Annotated in this window: 21 protein-coding genes and 2 pseudogenes; 19 read left to right on the forward strand and 4 right to left on the reverse strand. The window is 62.5% G+C overall.

Annotation, left to right across the window (positions count from 1 at the left end; genetic code table 11):
- Positions 1-63 precede the first annotated feature (63 nt).
- The gene (locus tag AC0L3J_RS27180) at positions 64-1,026 is read right to left on the reverse strand and encodes a radical SAM protein (protein WP_473348924.1); all 963 of its coding nucleotides are present in this window, start codon (positions 1,024-1,026) and stop codon (positions 64-66) included.
- Between the two features lie 456 nt (positions 1,027-1,482).
- On the opposite strand from AC0L3J_RS27180, the gene AC0L3J_RS27185 reads away from it, so the two are divergent.
- The 10 genes and pseudogenes from AC0L3J_RS27185 (at position 1,483) to AC0L3J_RS27230 (ending at position 16,050) form a co-directional block, all read left to right on the forward strand.
- Entirely contained in the window at positions 1,483-2,106 is a 624-nt protein-coding gene (locus AC0L3J_RS27185; RefSeq protein WP_368508711.1) for a dTMP kinase, read from the forward strand.
- Positions 2,103-3,506 (forward strand): B12-binding domain-containing radical SAM protein, encoded by a 1,404-nt coding sequence (locus tag AC0L3J_RS27190; RefSeq protein WP_473348926.1) that lies wholly within the window; start codon positions 2,103-2,105, stop codon positions 3,504-3,506. Before AC0L3J_RS27185 ends, AC0L3J_RS27190 begins: the two co-directional genes overlap by 4 nt.
- Entirely contained in the window at positions 3,503-4,012 is a 510-nt protein-coding gene (locus tag AC0L3J_RS27195; protein ID WP_473348927.1) for a hypothetical protein, read from the forward strand. Before AC0L3J_RS27190 ends, AC0L3J_RS27195 begins: the two co-directional genes overlap by 4 nt.
- Positions 4,013-4,575: 563 nt before the next feature.
- Positions 4,576-5,532, forward strand: coding sequence for an ArdC family protein (locus tag AC0L3J_RS27200; protein WP_368508708.1), 957 nt, complete (start codon positions 4,576-4,578; stop codon positions 5,530-5,532).
- 108 nt (positions 5,533-5,640) lie between these two features.
- Positions 5,641-7,753 (forward strand): annotated as a pseudogene (locus tag AC0L3J_RS27205) (ParB/RepB/Spo0J family partition protein).
- Between the two features lie 183 nt (positions 7,754-7,936).
- Positions 7,937-12,238 carry a strawberry notch-like NTP hydrolase domain-containing protein gene (locus AC0L3J_RS27210; RefSeq protein WP_473348928.1) on the forward strand — a complete coding sequence of 1,434 codons (4,302 nt, stop codon included), beginning with the start codon at positions 7,937-7,939 and terminating at the stop codon, positions 12,236-12,238.
- Positions 12,238-13,299, forward strand: coding sequence for a DUF7146 domain-containing protein (locus AC0L3J_RS27215; protein WP_473348930.1), 1,062 nt, complete (start codon positions 12,238-12,240; stop codon positions 13,297-13,299). Before AC0L3J_RS27210 ends, AC0L3J_RS27215 begins: the two co-directional genes overlap by 1 nt.
- A 328-nt stretch (positions 13,300-13,627) precedes the next feature.
- On the forward strand, positions 13,628-14,551 hold the full coding sequence (locus tag AC0L3J_RS27220; protein WP_473348931.1) for a DUF2493 domain-containing protein: 924 nt from the start codon (positions 13,628-13,630) through the stop codon (positions 14,549-14,551).
- A 141-nt stretch (positions 14,552-14,692) separates the two neighbouring features.
- Positions 14,693-15,175: a hypothetical protein gene (locus AC0L3J_RS27225; protein WP_473348932.1), complete on the forward strand. Its 483-nt coding sequence runs from the start codon at positions 14,693-14,695 to the stop codon at positions 15,173-15,175.
- Positions 15,176-15,729: 554 nt separating this feature from the next.
- On the forward strand, positions 15,730-16,050 hold the full coding sequence (locus tag AC0L3J_RS27230; protein ID WP_007605948.1) for a DUF736 domain-containing protein: 321 nt from the start codon (positions 15,730-15,732) through the stop codon (positions 16,048-16,050).
- Positions 16,051-16,268: 218 nt separating this feature from the next.
- On the opposite strand, the gene AC0L3J_RS27235 is transcribed toward AC0L3J_RS27230, so the two are convergent.
- Positions 16,269-16,520 carry a helix-turn-helix domain-containing protein gene (locus AC0L3J_RS27235; RefSeq protein ID WP_085394349.1) on the reverse strand — a complete coding sequence of 84 codons (252 nt, stop codon included), beginning with the start codon at positions 16,518-16,520 and terminating at the stop codon, positions 16,269-16,271.
- 161 nt (positions 16,521-16,681) lie between these two features.
- On the opposite strand from AC0L3J_RS27235, the gene AC0L3J_RS27240 reads away from it, so the two are divergent.
- The 5 genes from AC0L3J_RS27240 (at position 16,682) to AC0L3J_RS27260 (ending at position 19,190) form a co-directional block, all read left to right on the forward strand.
- Positions 16,682-16,960 carry a DNA -binding domain-containing protein gene (locus AC0L3J_RS27240; protein ID WP_085383655.1) on the forward strand — a complete coding sequence of 93 codons (279 nt, stop codon included), beginning with the start codon at positions 16,682-16,684 and terminating at the stop codon, positions 16,958-16,960.
- Positions 16,961-17,118: 158 nt separating this feature from the next.
- Positions 17,119-17,301, forward strand: a complete 183-nt coding sequence (locus AC0L3J_RS27245) for a transcriptional regulator domain-containing protein (protein WP_085383625.1) — start codon at positions 17,119-17,121, stop codon at positions 17,299-17,301.
- Positions 17,302-17,359: 58 nt separating this feature from the next.
- Positions 17,360-17,881, forward strand: a complete 522-nt coding sequence (locus AC0L3J_RS27250; protein ID WP_473348933.1) for a DUF2285 domain-containing protein — start codon at positions 17,360-17,362, stop codon at positions 17,879-17,881.
- 124 nt (positions 17,882-18,005) lie between these two features.
- Positions 18,006-18,284, forward strand: a complete 279-nt coding sequence (locus AC0L3J_RS27255) for a helix-turn-helix transcriptional regulator (protein WP_007605953.1) — start codon at positions 18,006-18,008, stop codon at positions 18,282-18,284.
- A 3-nt stretch (positions 18,285-18,287) separates the two neighbouring features.
- On the forward strand, positions 18,288-19,190 hold the full coding sequence (locus tag AC0L3J_RS27260; protein ID WP_473348934.1) for a replication initiator protein A: 903 nt from the start codon (positions 18,288-18,290) through the stop codon (positions 19,188-19,190).
- A 587-nt stretch (positions 19,191-19,777) separates the two neighbouring features.
- On the opposite strand, the pseudogene AC0L3J_RS27265 reads toward AC0L3J_RS27260, so the two are convergent.
- Positions 19,778-20,740 (reverse strand): annotated as a pseudogene (locus AC0L3J_RS27265) (transposase).
- Between the two features lie 324 nt (positions 20,741-21,064).
- On the opposite strand from AC0L3J_RS27265, the gene AC0L3J_RS27270 reads away from it, so the two are divergent.
- From AC0L3J_RS27270 to AC0L3J_RS27285, 4 genes are all read left to right on the forward strand, one after another.
- The gene (locus AC0L3J_RS27270) at positions 21,065-21,529 is read left to right on the forward strand and encodes a DUF2840 domain-containing protein (RefSeq protein ID WP_473348935.1); all 465 of its coding nucleotides are present in this window, start codon (positions 21,065-21,067) and stop codon (positions 21,527-21,529) included.
- On the forward strand, positions 21,529-22,035 hold the full coding sequence (locus AC0L3J_RS27275; protein ID WP_473348936.1) for a S26 family signal peptidase: 507 nt from the start codon (positions 21,529-21,531) through the stop codon (positions 22,033-22,035). The genes AC0L3J_RS27270 and AC0L3J_RS27275 overlap by 1 nt, the downstream gene beginning before the upstream one ends.
- Before the next feature lie 306 nt (positions 22,036-22,341).
- Positions 22,342-22,935 carry a lytic transglycosylase domain-containing protein gene (locus AC0L3J_RS27280; protein WP_473348937.1) on the forward strand — a complete coding sequence of 198 codons (594 nt, stop codon included), beginning with the start codon at positions 22,342-22,344 and terminating at the stop codon, positions 22,933-22,935.
- A gap of 241 nt (positions 22,936-23,176) precedes the next feature.
- Complete coding sequence (locus AC0L3J_RS27285; protein ID WP_473348938.1) at positions 23,177-24,904, forward strand: relaxase/mobilization nuclease domain-containing protein; 1,728 nt, start codon at positions 23,177-23,179, stop codon at positions 24,902-24,904.
- A 43-nt stretch (positions 24,905-24,947) separates the two neighbouring features.
- On the opposite strand, the gene AC0L3J_RS27290 is transcribed toward AC0L3J_RS27285, so the two are convergent.
- Positions 24,948-25,217 carry a hypothetical protein gene (locus AC0L3J_RS27290; protein WP_473348939.1) on the reverse strand — a complete coding sequence of 90 codons (270 nt, stop codon included), beginning with the start codon at positions 25,215-25,217 and terminating at the stop codon, positions 24,948-24,950.
- Between the last annotated feature and the right edge of the window lie 351 nt (positions 25,218-25,568).

The following is a 25,568-nucleotide window of genomic DNA, read 5'->3' on the forward strand; positions in this document are numbered from 1 at the left end:
GGCCAACTCGACGATTTCGGGCGGGCTTCCGCCGCTGCCTCAACGTCCACGACCCAGAATTGGTCAGTGTCTACTCCATCCCAGCTCCGCTCGTCCATGCCGTCCAAATCGCTGAGGGTGGTCCCGATCGTGGACCTGGTAGTTTAGCGTGTGTTGAATGAAATAGCGCTGCTGTTCAGAGCTGTTGCTCAATTCAATTCGACGATGATCGATCGAGATATGGTCCGTCTCCAGCTTGGCGATCGCCGCGAGTTCCGTCACCTGAGAGACCTTCGGCTTTTGATGGACCAGAGCGCATCGCGCGACCTGTTCAGCTGGACAGATATCGCTCTCTCGAATGCCATAGTGCCCGTTGTAATCGGCGCGATGATGGACGTAGGCGATCCCGCAGGACGTCTTTCGAAAGAGCGGCCGACCCGCGAATGCATGGATGATGCGTTTCTCCGTCTCCGCCGGCAGGATCTTCCGACGGGCGATCTCGGGATAGACATCGGGTACGCCTGAAAGCCGAAGATGCTCGCGAATCTCAGCGCGATGGAACAGCCCGGTGAAGACGGTGGCACCGGCGAGCGAAGAAAGTGCCAGTGCGCGGCCGATGTGCTGATCGCTGTCGTTGAGCCCCGCGATCAGTGGTCGCCAATACAAAATCGACTTCGTCCTCCTTGCGTGCTCGTGCAAGACTCGCAGCGAGTTTTCAGCGTGAACGCTGTCCACGGGCTCAATTAGATCATCGTCAATGCCCGACCAGGTGACGAGAATCGTCAGTCGCAAATGCTTCAAGCGGTCGAAGCGATGGACGTCCGATGGCTCGATCTTCCATCTGCTGATGACCAGCACGGGATTGGTGAAGTGTCTTTCGTCCAATAGCTCGAGGGTCGCGAACAGATGATCTTTGACCCCCGGCAAGAACGGGTCGGTCGCTCGATTGAAAATCTGAATGGGCGTGGTGTCGGGCCGGAACGCCCAATGGCCGACCAGAAGATCGACTGCCTCATGGTCGCTCACCACCAAATGAGGCTGCTTCATCTCGAAGTGTCTGGAACAGATGACGGACGCAGTAGCCGCAGTCCAGCGGGCAGCCTACGACGTGGTTCAGGCTGAGGCCGGATTTTCGATACTCGACCACGTTCTTGAGTGGCGCCGGCAGATCGGAAGGGGCAATTCGAAGGCTTGGCACGGTTTTGTCAGGCAATGGCGGGATTCTATCTATAAACGAATGGTATTTGACTATATATGGCAGGTTCGGTCCGCAATGCAGCTCAGCGAAGAATTTCGCCGTCGGCGCCTGTCAGACGGCTAGCGTGATCACGTGTGCGCGGGCATCAAATCATAAACGCGGAAGACGCCAATAGGCGGAAAGTCGTGGTGTTCGAATCGCGCGATAGGAGCCATTATACGGCGGATTCATCTAGGGATTCCGTATTTTAGGCTGGGCCGCGATGACGGTTTTGAAGGTCGTCGAATAGAACGGATTTTCAGAAGATGTTTGCAGACGATCCCCGCACTGCAAGCTGGTTTCCTATTGTCGCCCTCGAAGGACCGAGCGGAATCGGGAAGTCCACGCTGCTTCACCTGATCTCGGACCGTCTGATCCGAGACGGGATCCGATTTGAGCAGTGCAGCAACAACGATAGCGGCCGTTGGAGCACGGTCATCCGGGAGCTCGCCAGCGCGCCTGACAGGCCTCTGACCCTGGCGCTGGCGACGGCCGCGGCCCGCGCCGAGCTGAGAGAAGGCGCGCACCGGCCGCAGCTTTGCGATCGCTTCGTCGTCTCGACACTTGTTTATCAGCGTTTCGCCGGCCTGCCATTGGAGTACCTGTACGCAACAAATCGCCCTTTGCTCGCGGCATCAGTGACCTTCGTCTTGCGCGTTGATGCGGCGCCACTGCTTGCGCGGCGCGGCTGCCGAGCGCGCAAGCCGGACTGGTTCAAGGATCGGCTCGGGGTTGACGAGGAGGTCGGACTCTACGATCAGGCTACGGCATTACTGACTGCGAACGGTCACGACGTGCGAGTGATGGATGCATCGGGTGACGAAGTGACTTTGGCGGCACAGCTTGCCGCCGAGATAGCGCCGATTCTCCAGAGGAGCGGCGCGTCATGACGGGCGGAGGGGCGATCGAGAGCGACCTCGACCTCGTCCTCGTGAACTCCCCCCTGAAGGATTATGACCAGTCGGTGCGGCGAAACGACTTCACGCTACCGACCCTCGGGCTCGCTTATATTGCGACCTGTGCCAACCAGAACGGCTTTTCGGTTCGGGTGCTGGATGCCGAAGCACGGGGCCTTGGCCTTTCCGAGGTTGCCGCCATGCTCAACGAAGCGCGCCCACGCTGGGTCGGCCTGAACCTGCTGGCGCCGACCTACGCACATAGCGTTCACCTTCTGCAACTGCTTGATCCTTCGATATCGGTGATGTTGGGTGGCCACCAGGCCAAAGCGATGCCGCGGGCCATACTCGAGGACTCGCGTATTCCTCGAATTGACGCACTTGTGCTTGGCGAAGCCGAGACGCGGGTTCCCATTCTACTTACGGACGTGAATACCCGGGTGGAGCTGCCAAGCGTCTTTTGGCGCGATGGCGGAAAGCCGATGATGCCCGTCGTGCGCAGCAAGAACCCTTTTCTGCTGGCGCCCGACGTCGATGCCATGCCGTTGCTGGACAGAAGCCATCTGGACCAGGATCCTTACTGGGACGGCGGAGTTCTTGAATCCGCGATGGTCGCCTCGCGCGGATGCCCCTTTGATTGTTCGTTTTGCGGTGCAGCCGTAAGCAGCAATCCCGACGTGACCGTCCGGATGCGAAAGCCAGAGCGCATCATGGAGGAGATCCTCAATCTCAAGGCGCGGCTCGGCGTGCAGCGGGTCAGGTTCGTCGATGACCTGTTCTTGGCGAACCAGCGCCTCATGCGCACGACGCTCAAGGCTTTTGTCGACGCTCGTCTGGACATGAGGTGGGACGCAACGGGACGGATCAACGTACTGGCGGGAGCGCGAGACGAACTGTTCGATCTCATGGTGACTGCAGGCTGCCGCGAAGTTGCCCTCGGGATCGAGAGTGGAAGCGATCGCGTCCTGAGGTACGTGGACAAGAAGATCACGGTGGCCCAGACCGTGCGGGCAGTGACGAGACTTTGCCGGGTGGGGATCGATGTTAAAGGTTATTTCATCCTTGGACTGCCTACTGAGACGCGCGGCGAACATCAGGCGACCTTGGGCCTGGTCAGGCGCCTATGGGACCTGACGGAGGGGATGCCGGGGCGTTTCCGTTGCAGCGTCTTCGAGTACCGGCCTTATCCGGGGACACCGGACTGGCAGCGGCTGGTTGATGCTGGTCACTTGCCGGCGGCCATGTTGGACTACTCGGACCGGATGGATGACGCGGACTTTCCACCGGATCGGGATGAGTTCAACTTTTCGACGGGTTTGCAGTTTGGCGAAGTGCCGGTCGATGTCATTCGCCGCAATTTGGCGATGATCATGCGGGAGCAGCGATTGCGATGAAGCGGACGACGATTTTGTTCTTGGGACCATGTCGGAAGTTCGATCCGGCGACGTCCAAGCCCTTTCCCGCGTTCTCGCCGAATTCTCGCTCGGGCAAGTTTCTGCGAAACGCGATTGACGCGACGGCGGCGTCGGGCGAGGTCATTCTGCGCTTCGACAACGTCATTCCCCGTGTTCTTTTCGACAAGAAAGGCCGTGAGCGTTACCCAAGTTGCGGCGAACTCGTGGAGGAACTCCAGGGACATGCCCTGTGGCGCCTGGGCAGTTCTGACGTGGTGATCGGACTTAGCGCAATCGTCGGACAGGCGCTCCAGACGGTCCAGAGCGCGCGTTTCGAAGCCGGCTGTCGCTCAGGACCGACGCTGATCCGGCTGGAGCATCCATCCTTCATGATGCGCCGGCCCGTTCACGAGCGAACGGACTATATCCGAAGGTTGCGGGAATGCTTCCATTCGGCCGTTGATGCGTCGATTACTCCGAGAGCCGCCGCGCTGGCCGGCGCCTGAGTGTTGTTCGGCGTAGGGTCCGAATGCCGATCGGCGCCCTAAGCAGACAAACGCCCGAAGAAATCTAGGTCCTCGATTCAATTCTTTGTGGAGTTCTTCCGTTTGCGCGCGTGCGGCTTTCGCCGAACCGGGCTCTCGTGAACCGAGCCGCGTTGCGTCTCGGCCGTGCGGCGTCGATCCCTCGCGCAGGGGATGCGGAGCTCCTCGCCGGGGGCACTCGGAAAAGGGGCTCGCCTGCGGCGATCGCTATCACTGCCCCGTTCCCGGGTGCCGCTATTGAACCGGTCTCGTCGCTGCACTCGGACCCGCGTGCCCCTTCGGGTCGCTATGCTCACGCTCTCCGGGTGCCATTTTCCCGCGAGGCGATGCGCCCTGGCGCACGCCTGGTCGGGCCTTCGGCCCTAGGTAGCTCAATGCAATTCACATGAACGTCTGATGGAAGGGCTGCGTCGCAGATTTCGCATTCTCTCAGGTAGAGGCGAGAGTCAGAGTGTCGCGCGGTTTTGCCGTGACGGGTTACAGGCTGCGAGAGAGGCTCGCGGCGCCCGTCGCGGAGAACCGCGATGTCCAGACATCATCCTCGGGCGCGCACCGGTGAGGACCGGGCAAGCCTTTATGACGACATCACCAACAAGATCATCGCCGAGCTGGAGGCCGGCCGCGTGCCGTGGGTGCAGCCTTGGGGCACCGCGGCGGCGAAGGCGCCGCTGGCGCTGCCGAAGAGTGCGGCGTCCGGCCGCCAATACAGCGGCATAAACATTTTAATTCTATGGGGAGCGGCGACAGAACACGGATTTACAGGGCAGAGCTGGCTTACATTCCGCCAGGCGCTGTCGCTCGGTGGTCACGTCCGCAAGGGCGAGCGCGGCACGACCGTCGTCTATGCCGACCGCTTTGTGCCGGCCGAGCAAAAGCGCCGCGCGAGCGAGAGCGGTGAGGACGCGCAGGCCATTCCGTTCCTCAAGCGCTTCAGAGTCTTCAACTGTGATCAATGCGACAGGCTTCCTCCGGAGATCGCGACAACGGCGCCGCCTCCGCCGCCAGGGCTGATCGAGCCGCAGGTTGAAGACTTGATCAAGGCGACCGGAATCGACTTCCGCATTGGCGGCAATCGCGCCTTTTATGTGCCGGCGGACGATTATGTGCAGGTGCCCCCACCGCAAGCCTATTTCGAACCGATCAATTGGCACCGGACGGCCCTGCATGAATTGGCGCATGCCAGCGGCCATCCGTCACGCCTCAACCGCGACTTGTCGGGCAGCTTTGGTACCAAGAAGTATGCCTTTGAGGAGTTGGTTGCTGAAATCGCCTCTGCGTTCGGTTGCGCGTCGCTTGGTATCGTGCCCACGGTGCGGCACGCCGATTATATTGGCTCCTGGTTGGAGGTCCTGCGAGAGGATAATCGTGCGATCGTGCGAGCTGCTTCGCAGGCCAGCAAGGTTGCGGACTATCTCCTTGGCTTCCTGCCGGAAGTGGTTGTCGACATCACCACGGAGAGAGCGGATCAGGAAGCGGCGTGAGGTTCTCCTCCGTCGCCGCGAGCACCAGAGTGAGAGGGCAGCGGCGCTTTTCGCGACGGGTTGGAGGCCGAGAGAGAGGCTCCCGGCTGCCCGTCGTGGAGAATCGATATGACGAAGGCTGTCCAAAAGATCACGCTGTCCCCCTCATGTGATATTCCGTTCAACAAGCTGGTGCTGAGCCAGTCCAACGTCCGGCACGTGAAGGCGGGCATTTCCATCGAGCAACTCGCCGAAAGCATCGCGAAGCGTACGCTCCTGCAGAGTCTCAACGTGCGGGCGGTGGTGGACGCCGAAAGCAATGAGACCGGCATGTTCGAGGTGCCGGCCGGCGGCAGGCGTTATCGGGCGCTGGAGCTTCTCGTCAAGCAGAAGCGGATGGCAAAGGCCCAGGCCGTTCCTTGTGTCGTGCGCGAGGGGGGGCATCGCTGAAGATGATTCTCTTGCAGAGAATGACGAGCGGGTAGGGCTTCATCCGCTCGATCAGTTTCGAGCCTTCCGGACCTTGAGTGGCGCCGGCATGTCCGAGGAGGATATCGCTGCTCGGCACTTCGTAACCCCGGCGGTCGTGAAGCAACGGTTGCGATTGGCGTCGGTGTCGCCAAAGCTCCACGACGTCTATGCCGAAGACGGCATGACTCTCGAGCAACTCATGGCCTTCTCTGTAACAGCCGACCACGCCAGGCAGGAGCGGGTCTGGGAGAACGTCAGCCGATCCGGCTATGATGAGCCCTATCAGATCCGGCGAATGCTGACGGAAAATACCGTGCGCGCGTCCGATCGCCGGGTCCAGTTCATTGGGCTGGATGCTTACGAGCAGGCTGGCGGCGGCGTTTTGCGGGATCTGTTCGAGCACGATGATGGCGGCTGGCTGCAGGACGTTGCTTTGCTTGATCGTCTCGTGACAGAAAAGCTCAAGGCCGAGGCCGAGACGATCGCTGCGGAGGGGTGGAAGTGGATTTCGGCCGCCGTTGAGTTCCCCTTCGATCACGCTAGGGCCCTGCGCGAAATCGAGGGCAAACCTGTCGATCTCTCCCCAGAGGAACTGGCCACCATCGACGCACTCAACGCGGAGCAAGCCAAGCTTGAGTCCGACTATCAGGATGCCGACGAATTGCCCGATGAGGTCGATCAGCGTCTCGGCGAAATCGAGGCGGCACTGATTGCGTTCGAGGACCTGCCGATGATTTACGATCCGGCCGAGATCGCCCGCGCTGGCGTCTTCGTCAGCATCGATTCCGAAGGGCGCCTTTCGGTGGATCGGGGTTACGTCCGGCCCGAGGACGATTTGTCGGCAGCCGATCCTGATGTCGGGCAAGGCGCCGATACACAGTCGATCGAGGGGAGGGCGGCTGGCGTCCAGCGCGCGGTCATCGCGGTGGCCGGCGGCGCTACTGATACGGAAGAAGATGATGAGGATGGGACGAAACCTCTGCCGGATCGGCTGATCACGGAGCTGACAGCGCATCGCACGCTGGCGTTGCGGAATGCGCTGGCAGAAAATCCTGCGATTGCGTTCCAGGCGGTGCTGCACAACTTCGTGCTGACGGCCTTTTACCGGTTCGCATCGTCCGGAAGCTGCCTTGAGATCCGACTTCGCACGCCGACCTTTCCGGCTCAAGCTCCTGGCTTGAGGGAAAGCGCGTCCGCGAAGGCCGTCGAGGCGCGGCATGAATCCTGGAAGGCATGGTTGCCGGACGCCGAGAATGATCTTTGGAATGCCCTCACAGATCTTGACGGTACCGCACAGGCATCCCTGTTCGCCCACTGCGCGTCATTTGCGGTCAACGCCGTCTATGAGCCGGCCAACCGCTACCATCAGGGCCGCGTCTCCGTCCAGGGCGTTCGCACCCGGCTCGACCAGGCCGATATGCTGGCAGGTGCCGTCGGCCTCGACATGGTTCAAGCGGGGTGGAAACCCTCCGTCGACAACTATCTCGGCCGCGTCACCAAGCCTCGCATTCTGGAGGCAGTGCGGGAAGCAAAAGGCGAATCCTCCGCACAATTGATCGACCACCTGAAGAAGGCCGACATGGCCAAGGAGGCTGAGCGTCTTCTCGATGGTTCGGGCTGGTTGCCGGAGCCGCTGCGTCTCGTCGATCCCAATGCGGCGTCAGGGGAGCAGGAGAGTGAAGCGGGCCCGCTCCCCGAATTCCTCGTCGATAACGAGGATCGGGACAACGCGGCCGACGATGATCCGCAACAGCTCGACGCGGCTGAGTGACATCGTAGAAGGGACGGCTCCGGCCGTCCGGCAATTGCTTGGGGACCGGTGTGTCGCGCCGGTCCCCATTCTTATGGGCGAGGGCTGAGAGGGAGAGCCGGGCCGGGAAGGGTTTGAGCCGTCGGGTCTTAAGGAGAGCGCCTGATGGTTCGACCCATTCCTGCTCTCCGAAAGAACCCTGCCATGACCGAATCTCTCGCCGGCGGCGCTGCCGCCGCGCCGCTCTCGATGCGTGCCGCTGCAAGTCTCACCTCCGCCGCCATCAGGGCCGCCCGACAGCTCTCGACCGATCTCGAGCGCGGCCATCGTATCGATGCCGCTGTCCTACGTAGCGCCATGGAAGCTGCCTTCGGCGCTTCCGACGCCACCGGCGCCTGGAACTGGAAGACCGGCTATGATGTCTGCGAGGTGGCCACCGTTCTGTTCCTTCGCAAATTCGGTCCGGCTATCCGTGTCAAGGCCGGCTCGACGGCCGCGATGCTGCCGATGCTCGCGAGAATCGCGCGCTGTCTGCCGACCCACACGCGGCGCTCCGAGGATAGCCAAGCTCTTCAACAATTCTCGACGCCGATCCCGCTGGGGCTTGCCGCATCCACCGCGGCCGGCATCACGTCGTCCGACCGGGTTTTGGAGCCTTCCGCGGGGACTGGCTTGCTCGCCATCTTTGCCGAGTTCGCCGGCGGCGCCTTGGTACTGAACGAGCTGGCCGAGACCCGCGCGGCGTTGCTCGACCAACTGTTTCCCAACGTTGAGGTCACGCGGTTCGACGCCGCCCAGATCAATGATCACCTCGATGCGCGTGTCGTACCGAGCGTCGTGAACCCGCCGTTCTCGGCCTTGGCGAACGTCGATCGACGGATGGCCGACGCGGCGCTCCGGCACATTGCCTCGTCCTTGGCGCGGCTTTGCGACGGCGGGCGTCTGGTTGCCATTACCGGCGCGAGCTTTGCGCCGGAGAACCCGGCGTGGCGAGATGCCTTCGTTCGCCTCCAGCAACGCGGGCGGGTGGTGTTTTCTGCCGCCATCGACGGCGCAGTCTACGCGAAACACGGAACGCAGACCAACACAAGGCTGCTCGTGATCGACAAGCAGCCCGCCGCAGACCCGAAAGTCTTTCCAGCCTCGCCGGGCATGGCGGGCGATGTCGCCACCTTGCTTGACCGGGTCACCCAGCATGTGCCTCCGAGGCTGCCTGTTGTCGCGCCGGGCGTGGTCGACGTCATCAGGCGCCCTGCGATATCACGATCCGTCGGCACCTCGGCGCCACGCCCATCGTCTACTTCGAGCGGTGCAGCGCCAGAAGGCGCCGAACTTACCTATGAGACAGTCGAATGGTCTTCGCCGGAAGGTGCCCGGCTCACCGATGCGCTTTATGAGGAGTACGGATTGCAGGCGATCCGTATTCCGGACGCGCACGCGCATCCGACAAAACTCGTGCAGTCCGCCGCGATGGCGTCGGTCGCGCCGCCGAAGCCGTCTTACCGGCCACATCTGCCGGCCATTGTCACAGCGGATGGTATCCTGTCCGACGCCCAGCTTGAGAGCGTCATCTATGCCGGCGAGGCGCATTCCGAGTTTCTAGCGGGCTCCTGGACGGTCGATGCGACTTTTGACGTTGTGGCGGCCGCACGCGACGATGCGGAAAGTGCCGTGCGTTTTCGCCGCGGCTGGTTCTTGGGCGATGGCACCGGCGCTGGCAAGGGGCGGCAGGTCGCCGGCATCCTGCTCGATAACTGGCTCAAAGGTCGGCGCCGTGCCGTCTGGATCAGTAAATCCGACAAGCTGATCGAAGACGCGCAGCGCGACTGGTCCGCGCTCGGCATGGAGCGGTTGTTCGTGACGCCGTTGTCTCGTTTCCGGCAGGGCACGCCGATCCGGCTTTCGGAAGGCATCCTATTCACCACCTACGCTACGCTGCGCACCGATGAGCGTGGCGAGAAGCTTTCGCGTGTGCAACAGATCGGCGAATGGTTGGGCTCCGACTTCGACGGAGTGATCGTCTTCGACGAGAGCCACGCCATGCAGAACGCGGCAGGCCAGAAGGGCGAGCGTGGCGATCAGGCGGCGTCTCAGCAGGGGCGCGCAGGGCTCAGGCTCCAGCACGCGTTGCCGAATGCCCGCGTTGTGTATGTGTCGGCGACGGGCGCCACGACCGTGCATAATCTGGCTTACGCCCAGCGGCTGGGCTTATGGGGCGGCGCCGATTTCCCGTTCGCCACCCGCGCCGAGTTCGTCGAGGCGATCGAGGAGGGCGGCGTCGCGGCCATGGAGGTGCTCGCGCGCGACCTCAAGGCGCTCGGTCTCTACGTGGCCCGCTCGCTCTCTTACGAGGGCGTCGCGTACGAGCTCATTGAGCACCAGCTCACCCCCGAACAGGTTCGCATCTACGACGTCTACGCCGGCGCGTTCAGCATCATCCATAACAATCTCGATGCGGCGATGCGGGCCGCGAACATCACCGGCGAGACCGGCACATTGAACGGCCAGGCCAAATCGGCCGCGCGATCCGCCTTCGAAAGCGCCAAGCAGCGGTTCTTTGGCCACCTCCTGACCTCATTGAAAACGCCCTCGTTGATCCGCTCGATCGAGCATGATCTCGACTCCGGCCATGCCGCCGTCATCCAGATCGTGTCGACCGGCGAAGCGCTGATGGAGCGCCGGCTCGCCGAGATCCCGACGGAGGACTGGGGCGACGTCCAGGTCGATATTACCCCCCGCGAGTATGTGCTCGACTATCTCGCCCATTCCTTCCCGGTCCAACTCTACGAGCCTTTCACTGACTTGGAGGGCAACCTCTGCTCCCGGCCTGTCTATCGCGATGGGCAACCGGTCGAGAGCCGCGACGCCGTCGCCCGCCGCGACCGCCTCATCGAGAAGCTCGCCTCGCTGCCGCCGGTACCGGGAGCGCTCGATCAGATCGTCCAGCGCTTCGGCACCGATATGGTCGCCGAAGTGACCGGCCGCTCGCGCCGCATCGCTCGCAAGGATCACCGGCTGGTTGTCGAAAACCGGGCAGCTTCGGCCAATCTCGCCGAGACCTCGGCCTTCATGGACGACCTCAAGCGCATCCTCGTGTTCTCCGACGCCGGCGGCACGGGGAGGAGCTACCATGCCGAGCTGTCCGCGCGGAATCGCCGCTTGCGGGTCCATTACCTGCTCGAGCCCGGCTGGAAGGCCGACGCCGCGATCCAGGGGCTCGGCCGTACCAACCGGACCAACCAGGCGCAGCCGCCGCTGTTTCGTCCTATTGCCACCGACGTGGAGGCCGAAAAGCGCTTTCTCAGCACCATCGCCCGCCGGCTCGACACATTGGGAGCCATCACGCGCGGTCAGCGTCAGACCGGAGGGCAGGGCCTGTTCCGGCCCGAGGACAATCTGGAAAGCCAGTACGGGCGCGACGCTTTGCGCCAGCTCTATACGCTGCTGGCGCGCGGTAAGGTCGAGGGCTGCTCGCTGGAGAGCTTCGAGGATGCGACCGGCCTGAAGCCGACCGATGCCAATGGGCTCAGGGATGACCTGCCGCCGATCACGACCTTCCTGAACAGGTTGCTCGCGCTCACGATCGAACTTCAGAATATCCTGTTCACCGTCTTCGAGCAGCTGCTGACCGCTCGGATCGAGGGCGCGGTTGCCTCAGGCAGCTATGACGTCGGACTGGAAACGCTCCGCGCCGAGAGCTTTGCCGTCATCGACCGGCGGACGATCTATACCCATCCCGGCACAAGCGCCGAGACCCGGCTGCTCACGATCACCCAGCGCCAGCGCAACCATCCTGTGGATCTGGATGATGCGCTTGCTCGTGCCTCCGATCGCAACGCTGTCCTGCTGATCAATGAGCGCTCGGGACGAGCCGCCGTGCAGGTCCCCGCCCCGAGCTTCATGCTTGAGGACGGCGAGATCGAACGGCGCGTCCGCCTGATCCGGCCGATGGAGCAGCATACGATCCCCCTGAATATGATGGGGGAGAGCCACTGGATCGAAGCGGATCGCGAACGTTTTGCTACGGCCTGGCTGGCAGAGGTTGCCGAAATCCCCGAGTTCACGGAAAGCACGATCCACGTCTTGCCCATCTGGAAGCGGCTGCCGAACGAATCGACCCGGGTCTATCGGCTTCAGACCGACGAGGGCGAGCGCATCATCGGCCGCAAGGTCTCGACTACCTGGGTGGCGAACGCCCTTGCGGCTCACGCGCCGGCGTTGACGCCGGACGCTGCGTTTGCCGCGCTCATGGAGGGACGGACCGTCCTCGAGCTTGCGGAAGGGCTCCAACTTCGCCGCGTCCGCGTAATGGGCGCTTACCGCATCGAATTGTCTGGTTTCAACGACACGATGCGTGATCGCTTGCGGGCTTATGGCCTCTTCGGAGAGATCATCTCCTGGAAGCTGCGCATGTTCGTGCCGACGGACGCGAGCGGTGTCGAGATCCTGTCGAAAGTGCTCGACCACTATCCGGTTGCGCGCATCAGTGAGCGGGAGGCCGCCTGATGCCCCGCGAAGCCTCCGAGCTAGCACGCCGCCTCGCGCGCGAGGCGGAGGCGGTGTGCCGACACTATCTCTCCAATGGCAAGCGGGCGGGGCGGTACTGGGTGGTCGGCGACGTCCACAACACTGCGGGCCGCTCGTTGTTTGTGCGACTTGAGGAGTCGCCGAAGGGGCCGGCGGGCAAGTGGGCCGATGCAGCAACAGGAGAGCATGGCGATCTCCTCGACATCATCCGCGAAACCTGCGGCTTGCGCGAATTCCGCGAAGTCGCCGAGGAGGCGAGGCGCTTTCTCAGGCTGCCTCGTACTGAACCGGAACTCGCTCCGAAACTTGTTCGTTCCATAGTGTCGATCGGATCGCGGCAAGCTGCCCGTCGGCTCTTTGCGATATCTAGCCCGATCAAGGGGACAGTAGCCGAGGCATATTTGCAGCGCCGCGGAATAGGGCGCATTCACCATGGTGGCAGTCTGCGTTTCCATCCGCGCTGCTACTATCGGCCCGATGAACACCTGCCGACCGAGACCTGGCCGGCGATGATCGCCTGCGTCACGGACCTCGAAGGCAGGATCACCGGCGTGCACCGCACCTGGCTCGATCCGGACGGCTTTGATCGCATTCGGCTTGGCAAAGCTCCGATCGATACGCCACGACGCGCGATGGGTGATCTCCTCGGCAACGCGGTTCGCTTCGGCGTGGTGGACGATGTGCTCGCTGCCGGCGAGGGTCTCGAAACCATGCTGTCGTTGCGCTATGTGCTGCCGACTATGCCGATGGCCGCTGCGCTTTCGGCCAATCACCTCTCAGCCATGATACTCCCATCTTGCCTGCGTCGGCTCTACATCGCCCGCGACGCCGATGCCGCCGGCGATGCGGTGCAGGCGATTCTCACCCAGCGCGCAGCAGACGCCGGGATTGAAGCCATCGCGCTGTCGCCGCGGCTGGGCGACTTCAACGAAGATCTGCACATCTTTGGGCTCGAGGCCCTCCGAGCAGAGTTGCGGCTCCAACTCGCACCAGAGGATGTCGTCCGCTTCCTGCATTTCTCGACGCTAGCCGCGGAATAAACGGGTGCTTTGATTTCCGTCGACAAGTCGGTCGCGGAGAGGCCATTGTTGCAAGAGGACGCGACCTCGGCCTTCTATAGGGCGATCGGACGGCAAGCGGCCCGGGCCGGCAATGGCTGCGTCCGGCTATTTTCCGCCGCGCGCCAGCGATGTGAAGACACATCATGCGTTTGGCAGCGCGCTTTGCATCGCGAAGCAAAATAGCCGGCCTCCGCCATCCTCCGCTGCCGCTGCGGCCCTGTCGGGTGCTGGCCCGTTCCGCCCGCCGTCAGAGGATCGCCACGAAGCCCGCGATGGTCGCGGCCGATCCGGCAAAGGACCTCTTCCCATGACCGACCATGACGACATCGAACCGCCGCACGCCTCGTCTCCGACCGACCACATGCTCACCCAATTACAGCTCTTCGGCTATCGTCCCTTCGACGACCAGCCCGATCCGAGACCGCTCCCGGAAGGCAAGATCATCGCCGTCGCCGTCGCGGATATCTTTGATGCCCTTGTTGCGACCTTGAACGACACGCGGCTTGAGCCGGACCTTGAAGATCTGCTCTGGTCGACGGTCAACCTGTTCCATCGGGCCCTCGACCGCATCGAACGGCACCTCGATGACAACGAGCAGGCGCAGCACAAGAGCCAGCGCGAGCAGAACGGCTCGGAAGTCCGATCGGTCGAACTCGAGCGCCTAACGGCCGAAGGGATCACGCTGATCGAGCGCCGCAACTGCCTGGAGTTCTTCCGCGACCAGGCCATCGAGCGATTTGAGGTCCACACCGGTTCAGCCTGGCGTCCTCGGTCTGGATCATTGGTCAATCACCGAACGCTCACCGCGGCAATGATCGACTCCCGTGACTTCATCGCAGCAAAACGCCGCGCCGAGAGTGAGGTCATGTTGCCGCCGGGGCCGAAGATCGCACTCACTGGCGGGCTCGATTTCAACAATCATCACCTGATCTGGGATCGGCTCGACAAGGTCCATGCCAAGCATCCCGACATGGTGCTCCTCCATGGCGGCTCCCCGAAAGGCGCTGAACTGATCGCTGCGAAATGGGCGACCAATCGCAAGGTGCCTCAGATCGCCTTCAAGCCCGACTGGACGAAACATGCCAAGGCAGCCCCCTTCAAACGCAACGACGCCATGCTCGAACTCCTGCCAATCGGCGTCATGCATTTCCCAGGCACGGGGATACAGGACAACCTCGCCGATAAGGCGAAGCGCCTCGGCATCCCGGTTTGGAGGTTCGGCGGCGCGTGAGCGCCGTCGGGCTCGACATCGAGACAACCGAGCCGGAGTTGCACGCCGCAACTCCGCCCCGTTTCGATTTTACCTCCGAAACTGCGCCGTGGTGGTGGTGGAAGGCGCGACTGGTACATCTGTGCACAGGGAGCCACCACCATGCTCGCCCTTGGGCTTGTTCTCAACACACTCGGCATCGGCTTGTTCTGCTGGGCGATCTTTGCGCTGGCAGTGTATGCCTTGCCGTTTTTTGTCGCACTTAATGTCGGGATGTTGGCATTTGGTGATGGCGCCGGCGTCTTCGGCGCACTGCTTTTCGGAATTGCTTCTGGCGCGCTGACGCTTGCCGCTGGTCAGGTCGCCGTCGCCGTCAGTCGGTCCTTGACCTTGCGCGTCGCGATCGCAGCCGCATTCGCGGTCCCTACGGCAATCGCTGGCTATCATGTGGTGTTTGCCTTGTCGCAGATCGGAGTGCCTTCGCTGGCCTGGCGCGAGGCCTTCGCTTGCGGAGGTGCGGTTTGCATCGGCGGCACGGCATGGACGCGCTTGACCGTGTTTGCGGAGACCCGCCCGTTGGAGTCGGGCCGGGTGGTGGAGAATATATCTCGATCAGTTCTCACAGCCACCACGCATGAGCGATGACGCTTCGTTGCCATCGTCGGTCGAGCAAGGTCGCACAGGGCGGCACGTTGAACAGGGGATACGCCGAGCTTGAGCGAGAGGTAGCCGCGCTTCTCCTGGGAGCGCTTTAAGCAAGCCATACCAATTTCTGTCTGGCCCACATAGCTGCGGTGGAGCGGCGCGCCACGCTCGATCATGCCATCCGGGACGATACCGCCCTTTGCGGCAGATTGTTTCTCTTTTTGCGCCGAACCGTACCGGCCTCTGTTCAGCACAACCGAGATTCGCCAAGTCTTCTGCCTAAGATTGCGGTTCAGCACGCAACCACGTGGCCTCTTTGATGGCTTGATCTGGCCGAAGACCGGCTGCGCCTCGATCGTCTGAGCCGCAACGCCGTTGATGCGACTTTCTTCCCCTGGGCTTCGCCCATTCCTCGCGAGACAAGAAAGTCGCCACAACGACGTCCTCCGCTGCGCTGCGGCCCGCGAGCGGGTGCGTCGCCGATCGTCTTCGGCCTCTAGATCGCCATCGAGGCCGCGGGGGTCGCGGGCTCGAAACACAACAGGAGAAGAGACATGGCTAACATCGGTTCCTTCAAGAAGGTCGGCAACGATTTCCAGGGCGAGATCATCACCCTGAGCCTGCAGGCCAAGGGCGTGCGCATCGTCGCCGAGACCAACCGCTCCAACGACAACGCTCCCAGCCACCGCATCTATGTGGGCCGGGCGGAGATCGGGGCAGCGTGGTCGAAGCGCTCCGAAGAGGGACGCGACTACCTCTCGCTCAAGCTCGACGACCCCTCGTTCAACGCGCCGATCTACGCGAACCTGTTCGATGAGGAAGGCGGCGAAGGCTACACCTTGCTCTGGTCGCGGCCCCGCAAGAACGGCGAGTAAGATCGCTCCACCAAGTCCCGTCCGGTCCGCCGGGCGGGGCTTCCTAAACTCCTACCCAGTGCGCGCATCGACCGACAGGCCGTTGCGCCATTGTGCTAGGTTTGATTGCTGCGCAGCTGACGGGCAACTACATTTGATGAGAGGCCGGCGCGTCATCTCTGAGGCGCGATTTGCGAAGGTGCCGGTCTCGTTTGGCCGAATCAACTCTTGCGGCCTGATTACTTTCGCTTGGCAGGCTTCGATCGCTCGTTTCGCGCCTCTTCGTCCGGGAGGACGAGATCAACGTGGCTAATGCCCAACGTGCTGGCGAGTTCAAACAAGGTTACTACGGTTGGATTGCGGCGCCCACGTTCCAGGTCACTGATATACTGTTGGGTGAAACCGGACTTTTCGGCGAATTTCTCCTGCGTGAAGCGCTTCTGCTTCCGCAGTCTTGCGAAATTTCGGCCGACCAGCTTGCGCATGTCCATTAGCGCAAATTGCGTCTTTACATACTACGAGGTTTATCTCCTATAGTATGTATTTCTCGGTCCTCGCTGGCCGGCCGGCCCGGAATGGGGCTAAATTGGACGCTTAAACACTTTCGGCCGTTCAGAGAGGTTAGAATCATTCGCTGTTTGCTGGGATGGTCATGACGAAGCCGCAGCTAGATCCTGATGTCGCCGATGTCGCGCCGCATGAGCCGGTGCTGACGACCTATGATGAGCAGCACCTCGTGACGTATTGGCGACTTCTTGATGCCGAAGCCGATGGCGCGGACTGGGAAGAAGTGACCCGGATCGTGTTGCACATCGATCCCGATCGTGAACCGGATCGCGCTCGCAATGCGTTTGATAGTCATCTGGCCCGCGCAAAATGGATGGCAGACCACGGCTACCGCGACTTGCTTCGCGGCGGCGCGCCTAAATAGCAAAATCTGTCATGAAGAATTCGTACCCGAGAACAGATTTTCCCGCTGACGCGTGATCGCCTGCAGGCATCACGCAATGCATAATTGGCGACTTCCACAACAATCCCAAGCTTCATAGACATTGCGCCGCAATCGTCTTACAGCAGGGGATCACAGCAATGTCCGAGTTCGACTGGCGCTCACCAGAGGCGTATCAGCACGCTATCAAGTCGGGCGAGATGGAGGATTTCGCCTGGGAGTCACTGCGGCGCAGCTCCAACTATCGGGCTTCCTATCGTGAAAATCGATCGCAGATGACCTCCGAATTCCGAAGGAAATGGGGCATCTGCTTTCGCCCATGACCCGCAGGGGTCCTTTCACCAACAGACTATCTTCTGGGCTCCTGAGGCGTTGCCGACGGTGGTGCCGGTCGTTCGCAGCGCGTCCGGCTCAAAAGCGGTCGGCGCGGGGCTGCAGCTTGCCAACCTTTCATCGGGCGCCATCAGACAGGCATCTGACGGCTGGCATGCCGTATTGCGCCTTCAAGGGGCACAGCATCATCTTTGGCTGAAAGAGGCGCCGCAGTTTGGTGTCGCTTATGCGGCCGAACTGCCGCTCGATGCGGACTTTGAGATCCGCGCCCACGCCTCACATCGGCTGTGGCGCGCAATCAACGGCCGCCCGCCGGGACCTCCCCTTCATCAGCTTTCGGCGCAGCGGCGCGAACGACTCGTCTTGGTGCTGCGAGCGCTCGATGGACACATGGAGGGTGCTTCCTATCGCGTCATCGCCGAGGTGCTGTTCGGCCGAAAACGCATCCCTGAGCGCGCCTGGAAAACCCACGAATTGCGCAGCCGGACCATCCGCCTCGTGCAGGCTGGCTTGGCTCTGATGCGCGGCGGCTATCGCGCATTGCTACGTCCTTCATCTCGCAAGGAATAGAGCAGGGGTGCCGAAAATCATCCTTCGATCTTCGGCATCCCCCTAAGCACGCTGACTGCGCCATCGTGACCGTCGACGCGCGGGCCGAGCCGGCCGCGCTCCAGACGACCACGGAGCCTCGCAAATGCCCGATCCGAACGCCGGCCTGCCGCCGCGATACCTGCGCACGCCCGAAGCGGCGCGCTTTCTCGGACTCTCCGGCCGAACCCTGGAAAAGCACCGCACCTATGGGACAGGCCCGACCTACCGCAAGCTCGGCGGTCGCGTTGTGTATGCGATCGAGGACCTGAAGGCGTGGGTTGACCGTGGCGCCAAAACGTCCACCAGCGATCCCGGCACAGGCACGGTCCTGCCCGCGAAACGGCACACACCCATTCCGTATGCCGGCAAGGAGCGGCGCTGACCCATGCCGGACAGCAACTCCACTGCAAGCAGCCGGCGCCGATCAGAGCGCGACCAGCTCGATCTGTTTCGCGCCCTCCCGGGCGATCTGGCGCCACGGGACGCGCAAGACCTGATGGCGTATCCGTTCTTTTCGCTGGCAAAGTCGAGGCGCGTTGTTCCCATCGATTTCCGCGCAGGCACCATCACCATTCGTGTTGAAGCTGTGCCGGAACATGGCATGGCGACGATCTGGGACGCGGACGTTCTGATCTGGGCTGCCTCGCAGATTGTCGAAGCCCGTGATGCCGGCCTGAAAACGTCCCGGCTGATGGCAGCGACCCCTTACGAGATCCTGACCTTCGTCGGCCGCGGCACCAGCGTGCGCGACTACGACCGCCTGAAGGCTGCGCTCGACCGGCTGCAATCGACCACTGTGATGACATCGATTCGCCAGCCGAGCGAACGGCGGCGGCATCGGTTCTCCTGGATCAACGAATGGAAAGAGACAGCTGATATGCACGGGCATGCCCGTGGAATCGAGCTGATCCTGCCCGATTGGTTCTACACGGGCGTTCTCGATGAAGCGCTCGTGCTGACGATTGACCGCGCCTATTTCGATCTGACCGGAGGATTGGAGCGCTGGCTCTATCGCCTGGTCCGCAAGCACGGCGGCCGTCAGAATGGCGGCTGGAGCTTCGATCTCCTGCACTTGCATGCGAAGTCCGGGAGCCTCTCCCCGTTCAAACACTTTGCCTACGACCTGCGTCAGATCGTCCGTCGTCAGACATTGCCAGGCTATCGGCTCATCATCACGGATCATCCGAATGGCGCAGAGCGATTGAATTTCGCACCAGTCCCCATCGGTCCGTCGAGCAAGCGACTGCGCAAGCGCGGCGTCGTCTTTCCTGCTGGGGATAAGCTGTGAATTCGCTCGTGCTATCAGGGACCAGAACCCTCGTGCCATCGGGGACGCGATGCTCGTGCTATCGAGGACCGGAATCAGAGCTAAGCTTCTGCGGCGCCAAGACTTCCTGTTCCCGTAACTTTACTAACGTACTGACACTAACTCCTTGTTGTGAATCAGTGCGTTGTGAACAAGTCGGTCGTGCATGCAGCGAGGATGCCTCATGCCGCTACTCTGTCACGCACAAAACCTTCCTGCAATGCGAATCCGTTCTCCAAGATGCGCGCGCGTCCGCGATCGCGCGCAAAACCACGCAATCACCAGCATCGGCAGCGCCGCATCACGATCGTCGCTTTCCCTTGTGGCAGCTCGCTCGTCGAGGAGAACTCGCTAACGTCCGTGGTTGGCACGACGGCCACCACATGCCGGCATCCGGAGAATGGGCAGCCAGGCCAACCAGCACCGTGCTTGATGGCTCCAAAGGTGTGCATGAAGCCGCCGGCAAGAAGAGTTGCGATCTCACCTACATCCCCGTCCCCTCGGGAGACGCCGCTCCGCCGTGGCGGAAGGAGAAGGCGCGCGTGGAAGCGGCCGGGTCGCGGAGGCCCTTAAGCCGCCGCAGCGACCCGGCCGCGCTTGCCGCCGGCGCCAAACCGGAAGGTTGTGCCATCGATCCAGATCTTGTGCAACAGCACGGCGAGGGCGCGCGCCACGGCCGTTGCCGCGCGCTTCAGACCCTTCTTCCTGGCAAGCCGCAGGCCCCCCAGCCGCAGCTTAACGCGCGTCAGGATCGCGATCGCTGCCTCGTACAACATTGCCCGCGTCAGCTCATCGCCGCATTTGGAGATGCTGCCAATGCGATCGGTTTGCCCAGATTGGTAGCGCCGCGGCGTCAACCCGCGACGGGCGCCGACATTGGTCGACTTCTTGAATCGCGCTGGATCATCGACGGTGGCGCGAAACGTCGGCGCCACGCGGTGCAGTCTTGCCAACTGCTGCCGCATGACGCTGCGTGCGTCCAACAGCGGCGCGACGATCGCCTCCAATTCCTTCTTCCCGGCCAAGAGATCGCGCACCCGCGCGTCAAAACGGCCGACCGAGATCTCGCCGACTTTGAAGCTGAACGGGCGCAAAAGGCCGCGGATCATGTTCTCCATGTCCAGCACTTTGCCGAGCATCGCCTTGCGCGCGACCAGCAGCGCGCGCAACGTCTGTGCGCTCTCCGACTTGACAAGAACCGCGCCGAACCAGCCAGTGCGCATCATCTGCGTAATGTCTTTTGCGCCGTTGCGGGCGGACTTGTTCAGCATCGCGTTCATCGCCGCCTTGGCGTGCCGGTTCTCGATGCAGATCACGGGCAGACCCTTTTCGGCGAGCGCCGTGGACAGCCAGGCGCTGAACGAGAACGCTTCCAGGGCGACGCGCTTGAGATGAATCCCCCATCCCGCCAGCAACAGTCCGATCGCGTCCGGATCGGTGCCCAGCTTCGCCTCTCAGACCTTGCCGTCGCCGTCGACCACACAAACGTTCGTCGCCTCCAGCGACACGTCGAGTCCTGCATAGAGGTCCATCATCCGCGTCCGTTGCCGACCGTCGGAACGCACCGCGCGTTCCATTCGCGAACCGCCGCGAGGCATCATCGTCGCAATGCGACCGGCGAGGGGGCACCGGTCAGTACGCCGGCCAACCTGGAATCCTTCGGAATCCTTCTAACGAATTGGAGCGCTCGGCTGCGATTCTCGGCGGCAGCAGGAGCGCTGCACGCTTGGACAAGCCGATCATCGGCGCTTCATCACGACCGTTCTGCCGAAATCAAGGCTCTGGCGTCGATGCGGCTGGCGACAGCGTACCCGTTGGCATGTCCAACATTCCTCTCACAACTATGGAGTGGCCAGGTGAGCGACCTCACAACTGTAGAACTCTTGTGGCTCGAGAAGCGGATCGAGAACCGAATCCGGTTCGGCAAGCCTGTATCGGAGAAGATCATTGACCGGCACCGCCGCATTCTCTCGTTTGTGCCCGGCAGCAACTTTGGGTTCGTGCGCTGGACCTCCAATGATTTCGGAACCATCCTGTCTCGCATCGACATTCTGCGCGCGATCACGCCGGGGCAGCGGTATTCGACCGTGCCTTGGGTCAGCCCTGGCGGCGAAAGCCTGCTGCGACTGCCTGGCTGGCGAAACGTCGAGCGCGTTCTCCAGTTGATCGATGCCGTGGAGTCACTCGGCATCGATCCTGCCGATGCAGCCCCCGAGTACTGGCATCACGTCCACAACCGCCTTTCCGTCAACGAAACGCCACGACCTTATACGCGTGCGCGCCACCAGGCGTGGCTCCGCCGGCGCAGGATGGTGTTCTGATGGGACGGCTAAGGATCATCCTCGCGATATGTGGGGCCACAACGCTTGCGCTTTGGCCGGTCACCGACACCTCACTATCGTACATCTGGAACGCTTCCGAAAGCGTGCCGACCGGCCTCTACCGTTTGCAAGGGACCGCACGACTGCACATCACTGAGCTCGTTGCGGTTCGACCACCAGAGCCGCTTGCGAGCTTCCTCGACTTCAACGGCTATTTGCCGAGCGGTCTTCCGATGCTCAAGCGCGTGCTGGCGTTGCCCGGACAAACCGTCTGCAGAACGGGACTCACAATCGTCGTCGACGGCATCGACATGGGCCAGGCACGCGAGCGCGACCGCCGTGGCAGGCCATTGCCGGCCTGGCAGGGCTGCCGGGTCGTCGCTGAGGACCAAGTGTTTCTCATGAACTGGCAGTCGGACGAGTCCTTGGACGGCAGATATTTCGGACCGCTCCCGAGATCGGCCGTCATCGGGCAAGCGGTACCGGTGTGGACCAGGGAGGACTGACAAATGCCGGCGCTGCTCCACTGGGTTGCGGTTTCTCTATTCGACCGATCGCACTGTCATTCCTCCATCCCGGCCGAATTGTCGGCAATCGGCACGCGTCGCGGCAGTCTCGCGCCGTCTCAGTGCCGGCCGGGAAGAGCTCTGTCCTTGGCGGCTGTCCGCACATTGCCATCTCAAGGCGCTGCATGCTTTTTGGCAATTCTGCTGACGTTCGGAGCGCCATCGGCCGGCAGAGCGGAGGTTGGACCGCGCGCACAAGCTGCGCGCTCCTCAAACCTGCTTCCAGGCCGTGCATACGAAACGTTCGTGACCGAAGCCTCGCATCGGTTCGCGGTCCCGGAGCGTTGGATCCGTGCTGTCATGCATGCCGAAAGCGGTGGTGATGCACACTCCATATCATCTCGCGGAGCGCTCGGGTTGATGCAAATCATGCCCACGACCTGGGTCGAGCTGAGCGTTCGTTACGATCTCGGTATCGATCCGTTTGATCCGCACGACAACATTATGGCTGGGGCAGCATACCTTCGGGAGATGCTCGATCGTTTCGGATCGGAAGGGTTTCTTGCAGCCTACAATGCTGGACCAAGACGGTACGAGGAGCACCTGGCCACCGGTCGAGCGCTGCCGGATGAAACACACATCTACATCGCTACACTCGCACCGTCGATCGGCATTGAGCAGCGCAACAGCGGTGGTTCGGTTGCCAGACGTCTCGCCGCGTGGCAGCGAGCGCCACTCCTTGTTGAGCGGTCCAAGAGCTTATCGGCTGACACCAACTCGGCATCCGATATCCGCACAATGATTTTGTCGAAAGCAGCGCCCAGGGTGGGTGCAACTGCACTCGTTCCTCGCGCGACTGGCCTGTTTGTGCGGCGATCAGACGAGGTGCAGTCCCGATGATCGCAATCGCATTTCGTCGCATGATGTCGAAGCCAGTCGCAACGTTGAGAGTGGTCGGCAGAGAGCCGGGATTGGGCGACCGGGGAGGGCAGGATAAAAGCCGCAAGGTGCGGCCGGTCGGTTGTGGGCGATATTGCTCAGATTTCAATGATCCGGAAAACATTGCGAATGGGCGACGCAACTTGCGATTTGCGGCAACTCCCCGTTGTCGCTCGGTTTTCGACACGTTCCGGCGGGCAAGATGACTGGTAACGACGATTTCCGCATCCGCCCAGGCCGCATCCGTTCGACGCGCGCGCCTCGGACAAAGCCGTTCTTGGCGCAGGCGCTCAAGTCTGCTCAGAAGGCTGGCGGTCTCTCGCGGGGTAGCCGCAGCCGGGGCAGCAAGTTTGGGCGCGGTCGCGCGGCGAGCCTTGCCGCGACGCGGCTCCTCAACAACCGCGCGCGATCCGCCATGGTCAAGGCGCGGGTCGTGCGCCGGATGCGTTCGCCGAGCGCGCTGCGGGCTCACATCGGCTACCTCCAGCGGGATGGGATTACCCGCGACGGGGCGCCCGGCCAACTCTTTGATGCGGGGCGAGATGCTGCAGACGGACGTGCCTTCGCCGAGCGCTGCGAGGGCGACCGGCATCACTTCCGGTTCATCGTCTCGCCCGACGATGCGGGCGAACTCGCCAATTTGCGCAGCTTCACGCGTGAGCTCATGGATCAGGCCTCTCGCGACCTCGGTACTGGCCTTGATTGGGTTGCGGTCGATCATTGGAACACCGAGCATCCGCACATCCATATTCTCGTGCGCGGCCGGGCCGATGACGGAGAAGACCTCGTCATCAGCCGCGACTATATCGCAACCGGCTTGCGCGCCCGCGCTGGCGATCTCGTCACCCGCGAGCTTGGCCCGCGATCGGAGCTCGAGATCCGCCAAGTCCTTGAAGCGGAGGTGACGGCCGAACGCTGGACCAGGCTCGACCGGGCGCTGGCTCGGGAAGCTGGCGCGGCGGACGGAGTGATTAATTTGAGGCCAGACCGGGATGCCGGGGGCGACCCGTTACGGGAGATTCGGATCGGGCGGTTGCGGACACTCGAGCGGCTCGGCTTGGCGGAGCCTGCGGGGCCTGCACGCTGGGTACTCCCGGGGGACGTGGAACCGCGTTTGCGTAATCTGGGCGAGCGCGGCGATATCATCAAGCGGCTTCACAAGAGCCTCGCGAAAGACGGCGCCGCGCGCGCACCATCATCCTGGGCGCTTGAAGCCGAACGCCACGGCGAGCCGATTGTCGGCCGTCTCCTCGCACGCGGCCACGATGACGAGCTGAAGGGCTCAGCCTTTGCCATCGTCGACGGTGTCGACGGTCGCGTGCATCACCTGAAGCTTTCGGAGATCGAGGCGGCCGGCGATGGGCCGATCGGTGGGATTGTGGAGCTCCGGCGGTTCGAGGACGCGCGTGGCCGAACACGGATCGCGCTCGCCGTACGCTCCGAACTCGCCATTGACCAGCAGGTCGCAGCGGAAGGCGCGACTTGGCTCGACCGGCAGCTTGTGGCGCGCCAATCTGCCGATTTCTCGCGGGCCGGTTTTGGTGCCGAGGTGCGGCATGCGCTTGATCGGCGCATCGACGTGCTGGCAGGACAGGGGCTGGCACGCCGGGCGGGAGACAAGGTGATGCTCGGCCGCAACTTGATCGAGACACTCCGCCGCCGCGAACTCGACGGGGTAGGCCTGCGTTTGGCCTCCGAGACGGGGCTGGCGCACTTGCCTGCGGAGGCAGGCGAATCCGTTTCGGGAATCTATCGCCGGAGGTTATCGCTTGTGTCGGGCCGCTTTGCCATGATCGACAACGGCCTCGGATTTCAGCTCGTGCCCTGGGTACCCAAGCTAGAGCACGAACTGGGTCGCCAGGTGAACGGTATTGCTGGTCCCGGAGGGGTGGACTGGAGCTTTGGTCGGAAGCGCGGACTTTCAATCTGATCCGCCGATCTCTGCGGGAATCCGTGATCTGGCGGTCAATCGCTCAGTTTAGCATCGCTTTGAAGCGCTCGACGGTACCATCGCGAGCACCAAGCTCCTCCAGGCGCGCTCTGCCGGCGTCGGTCACGCGGAAGACCTCGACCTGCCCACCACAAGCCGGATCTCTCACCTTACGCTTGAGCACGATCCAGCCTTTCCTCAACGCGCGCTCCTTGGCAGCAAGACGATTCAGGTTTTTGTCCGGAATCGGGTTAGCCACTTCGTCTTCGCGCCACGCGGCCAAAAACAACAGATCGGCCATTGCATCGTTCATTCCTTTCGTCTCCATGCTGCAAGACATGCGCTTTGGGTTCGGTGGTCGCCTTCACGAGTCCCGTTTCATATGCGATCGTCGAAGCAAGATGCGGGCCACTCCTGCTGCGACACAGGGCGCACCAGGAACGTCGGCTGGAGCTGATGCTTCTGCTCCGCCAGAGTGAGAGCCGTCGTCGCATCCAGCGAGGACACCAAGATCGACAAGCGATCATGCAGAGATGGCGATCGCCAGCTCAGGAAGAGCGGCCTTTCACTTTGACACGCTAATTCTGTGGCGCGGTGTGCGCGCCACCGCGACCCGAGGCCACGATCAACGGGCCATCTCGGCGTTCGTCCCGGCCGAGGCCGC

The organism is Bradyrhizobium sp. Kon37 (assembly GCF_055807535.1).

Coding starts and splice junctions, on each gene's coding strand:
- AC0L3J_RS27210 (WP_473348928.1), top strand. CDS start 7,937: ATGACCGAATCTCTCGCCGGCGGCGCTGCCGCCGCGCCGCTCTCGATG.
- AC0L3J_RS27255 (WP_007605953.1), top strand. CDS start 18,006: ATGCCCGATCCGAACGCCGGCCTGCCGCCGCGATACCTGCGCACGCCC.
- AC0L3J_RS27180 (WP_473348924.1), bottom strand. CDS start 1,026: ATGAAGCAGCCTCATTTGGTGGTGAGCGACCATGAGGCAGTCGATCTT.
- AC0L3J_RS27240 (WP_085383655.1), top strand. CDS start 16,682: ATGACGAAGCCGCAGCTAGATCCTGATGTCGCCGATGTCGCGCCGCAT.
- AC0L3J_RS27235 (WP_085394349.1), bottom strand. CDS start 16,520: ATGGACATGCGCAAGCTGGTCGGCCGAAATTTCGCAAGACTGCGGAAG.
- AC0L3J_RS27215 (WP_473348930.1), top strand. CDS start 12,238: ATGCCCCGCGAAGCCTCCGAGCTAGCACGCCGCCTCGCGCGCGAGGCG.
- AC0L3J_RS27220 (WP_473348931.1), top strand. CDS start 13,628: ATGACCGACCATGACGACATCGAACCGCCGCACGCCTCGTCTCCGACC.
- AC0L3J_RS27195 (WP_473348927.1), top strand. CDS start 3,503: ATGAAGCGGACGACGATTTTGTTCTTGGGACCATGTCGGAAGTTCGAT.
- AC0L3J_RS27275 (WP_473348936.1), top strand. CDS start 21,529: ATGGGACGGCTAAGGATCATCCTCGCGATATGTGGGGCCACAACGCTT.
- AC0L3J_RS27185 (WP_368508711.1), top strand. CDS start 1,483: ATGTTTGCAGACGATCCCCGCACTGCAAGCTGGTTTCCTATTGTCGCC.
- AC0L3J_RS27190 (WP_473348926.1), top strand. CDS start 2,103: ATGACGGGCGGAGGGGCGATCGAGAGCGACCTCGACCTCGTCCTCGTG.
- AC0L3J_RS27230 (WP_007605948.1), top strand. CDS start 15,730: ATGGCTAACATCGGTTCCTTCAAGAAGGTCGGCAACGATTTCCAGGGC.
- AC0L3J_RS27285 (WP_473348938.1), top strand. CDS start 23,177: ATGACTGGTAACGACGATTTCCGCATCCGCCCAGGCCGCATCCGTTCG.
- AC0L3J_RS27290 (WP_473348939.1), bottom strand. CDS start 25,217: ATGAACGATGCAATGGCCGATCTGTTGTTTTTGGCCGCGTGGCGCGAA.
- AC0L3J_RS27200 (WP_368508708.1), top strand. CDS start 4,576: ATGTCCAGACATCATCCTCGGGCGCGCACCGGTGAGGACCGGGCAAGC.
- AC0L3J_RS27225 (WP_473348932.1), top strand. CDS start 14,693: ATGCTCGCCCTTGGGCTTGTTCTCAACACACTCGGCATCGGCTTGTTC.
- AC0L3J_RS27245 (WP_085383625.1), top strand. CDS start 17,119: ATGTCCGAGTTCGACTGGCGCTCACCAGAGGCGTATCAGCACGCTATC.
- AC0L3J_RS27260 (WP_473348934.1), top strand. CDS start 18,288: ATGCCGGACAGCAACTCCACTGCAAGCAGCCGGCGCCGATCAGAGCGC.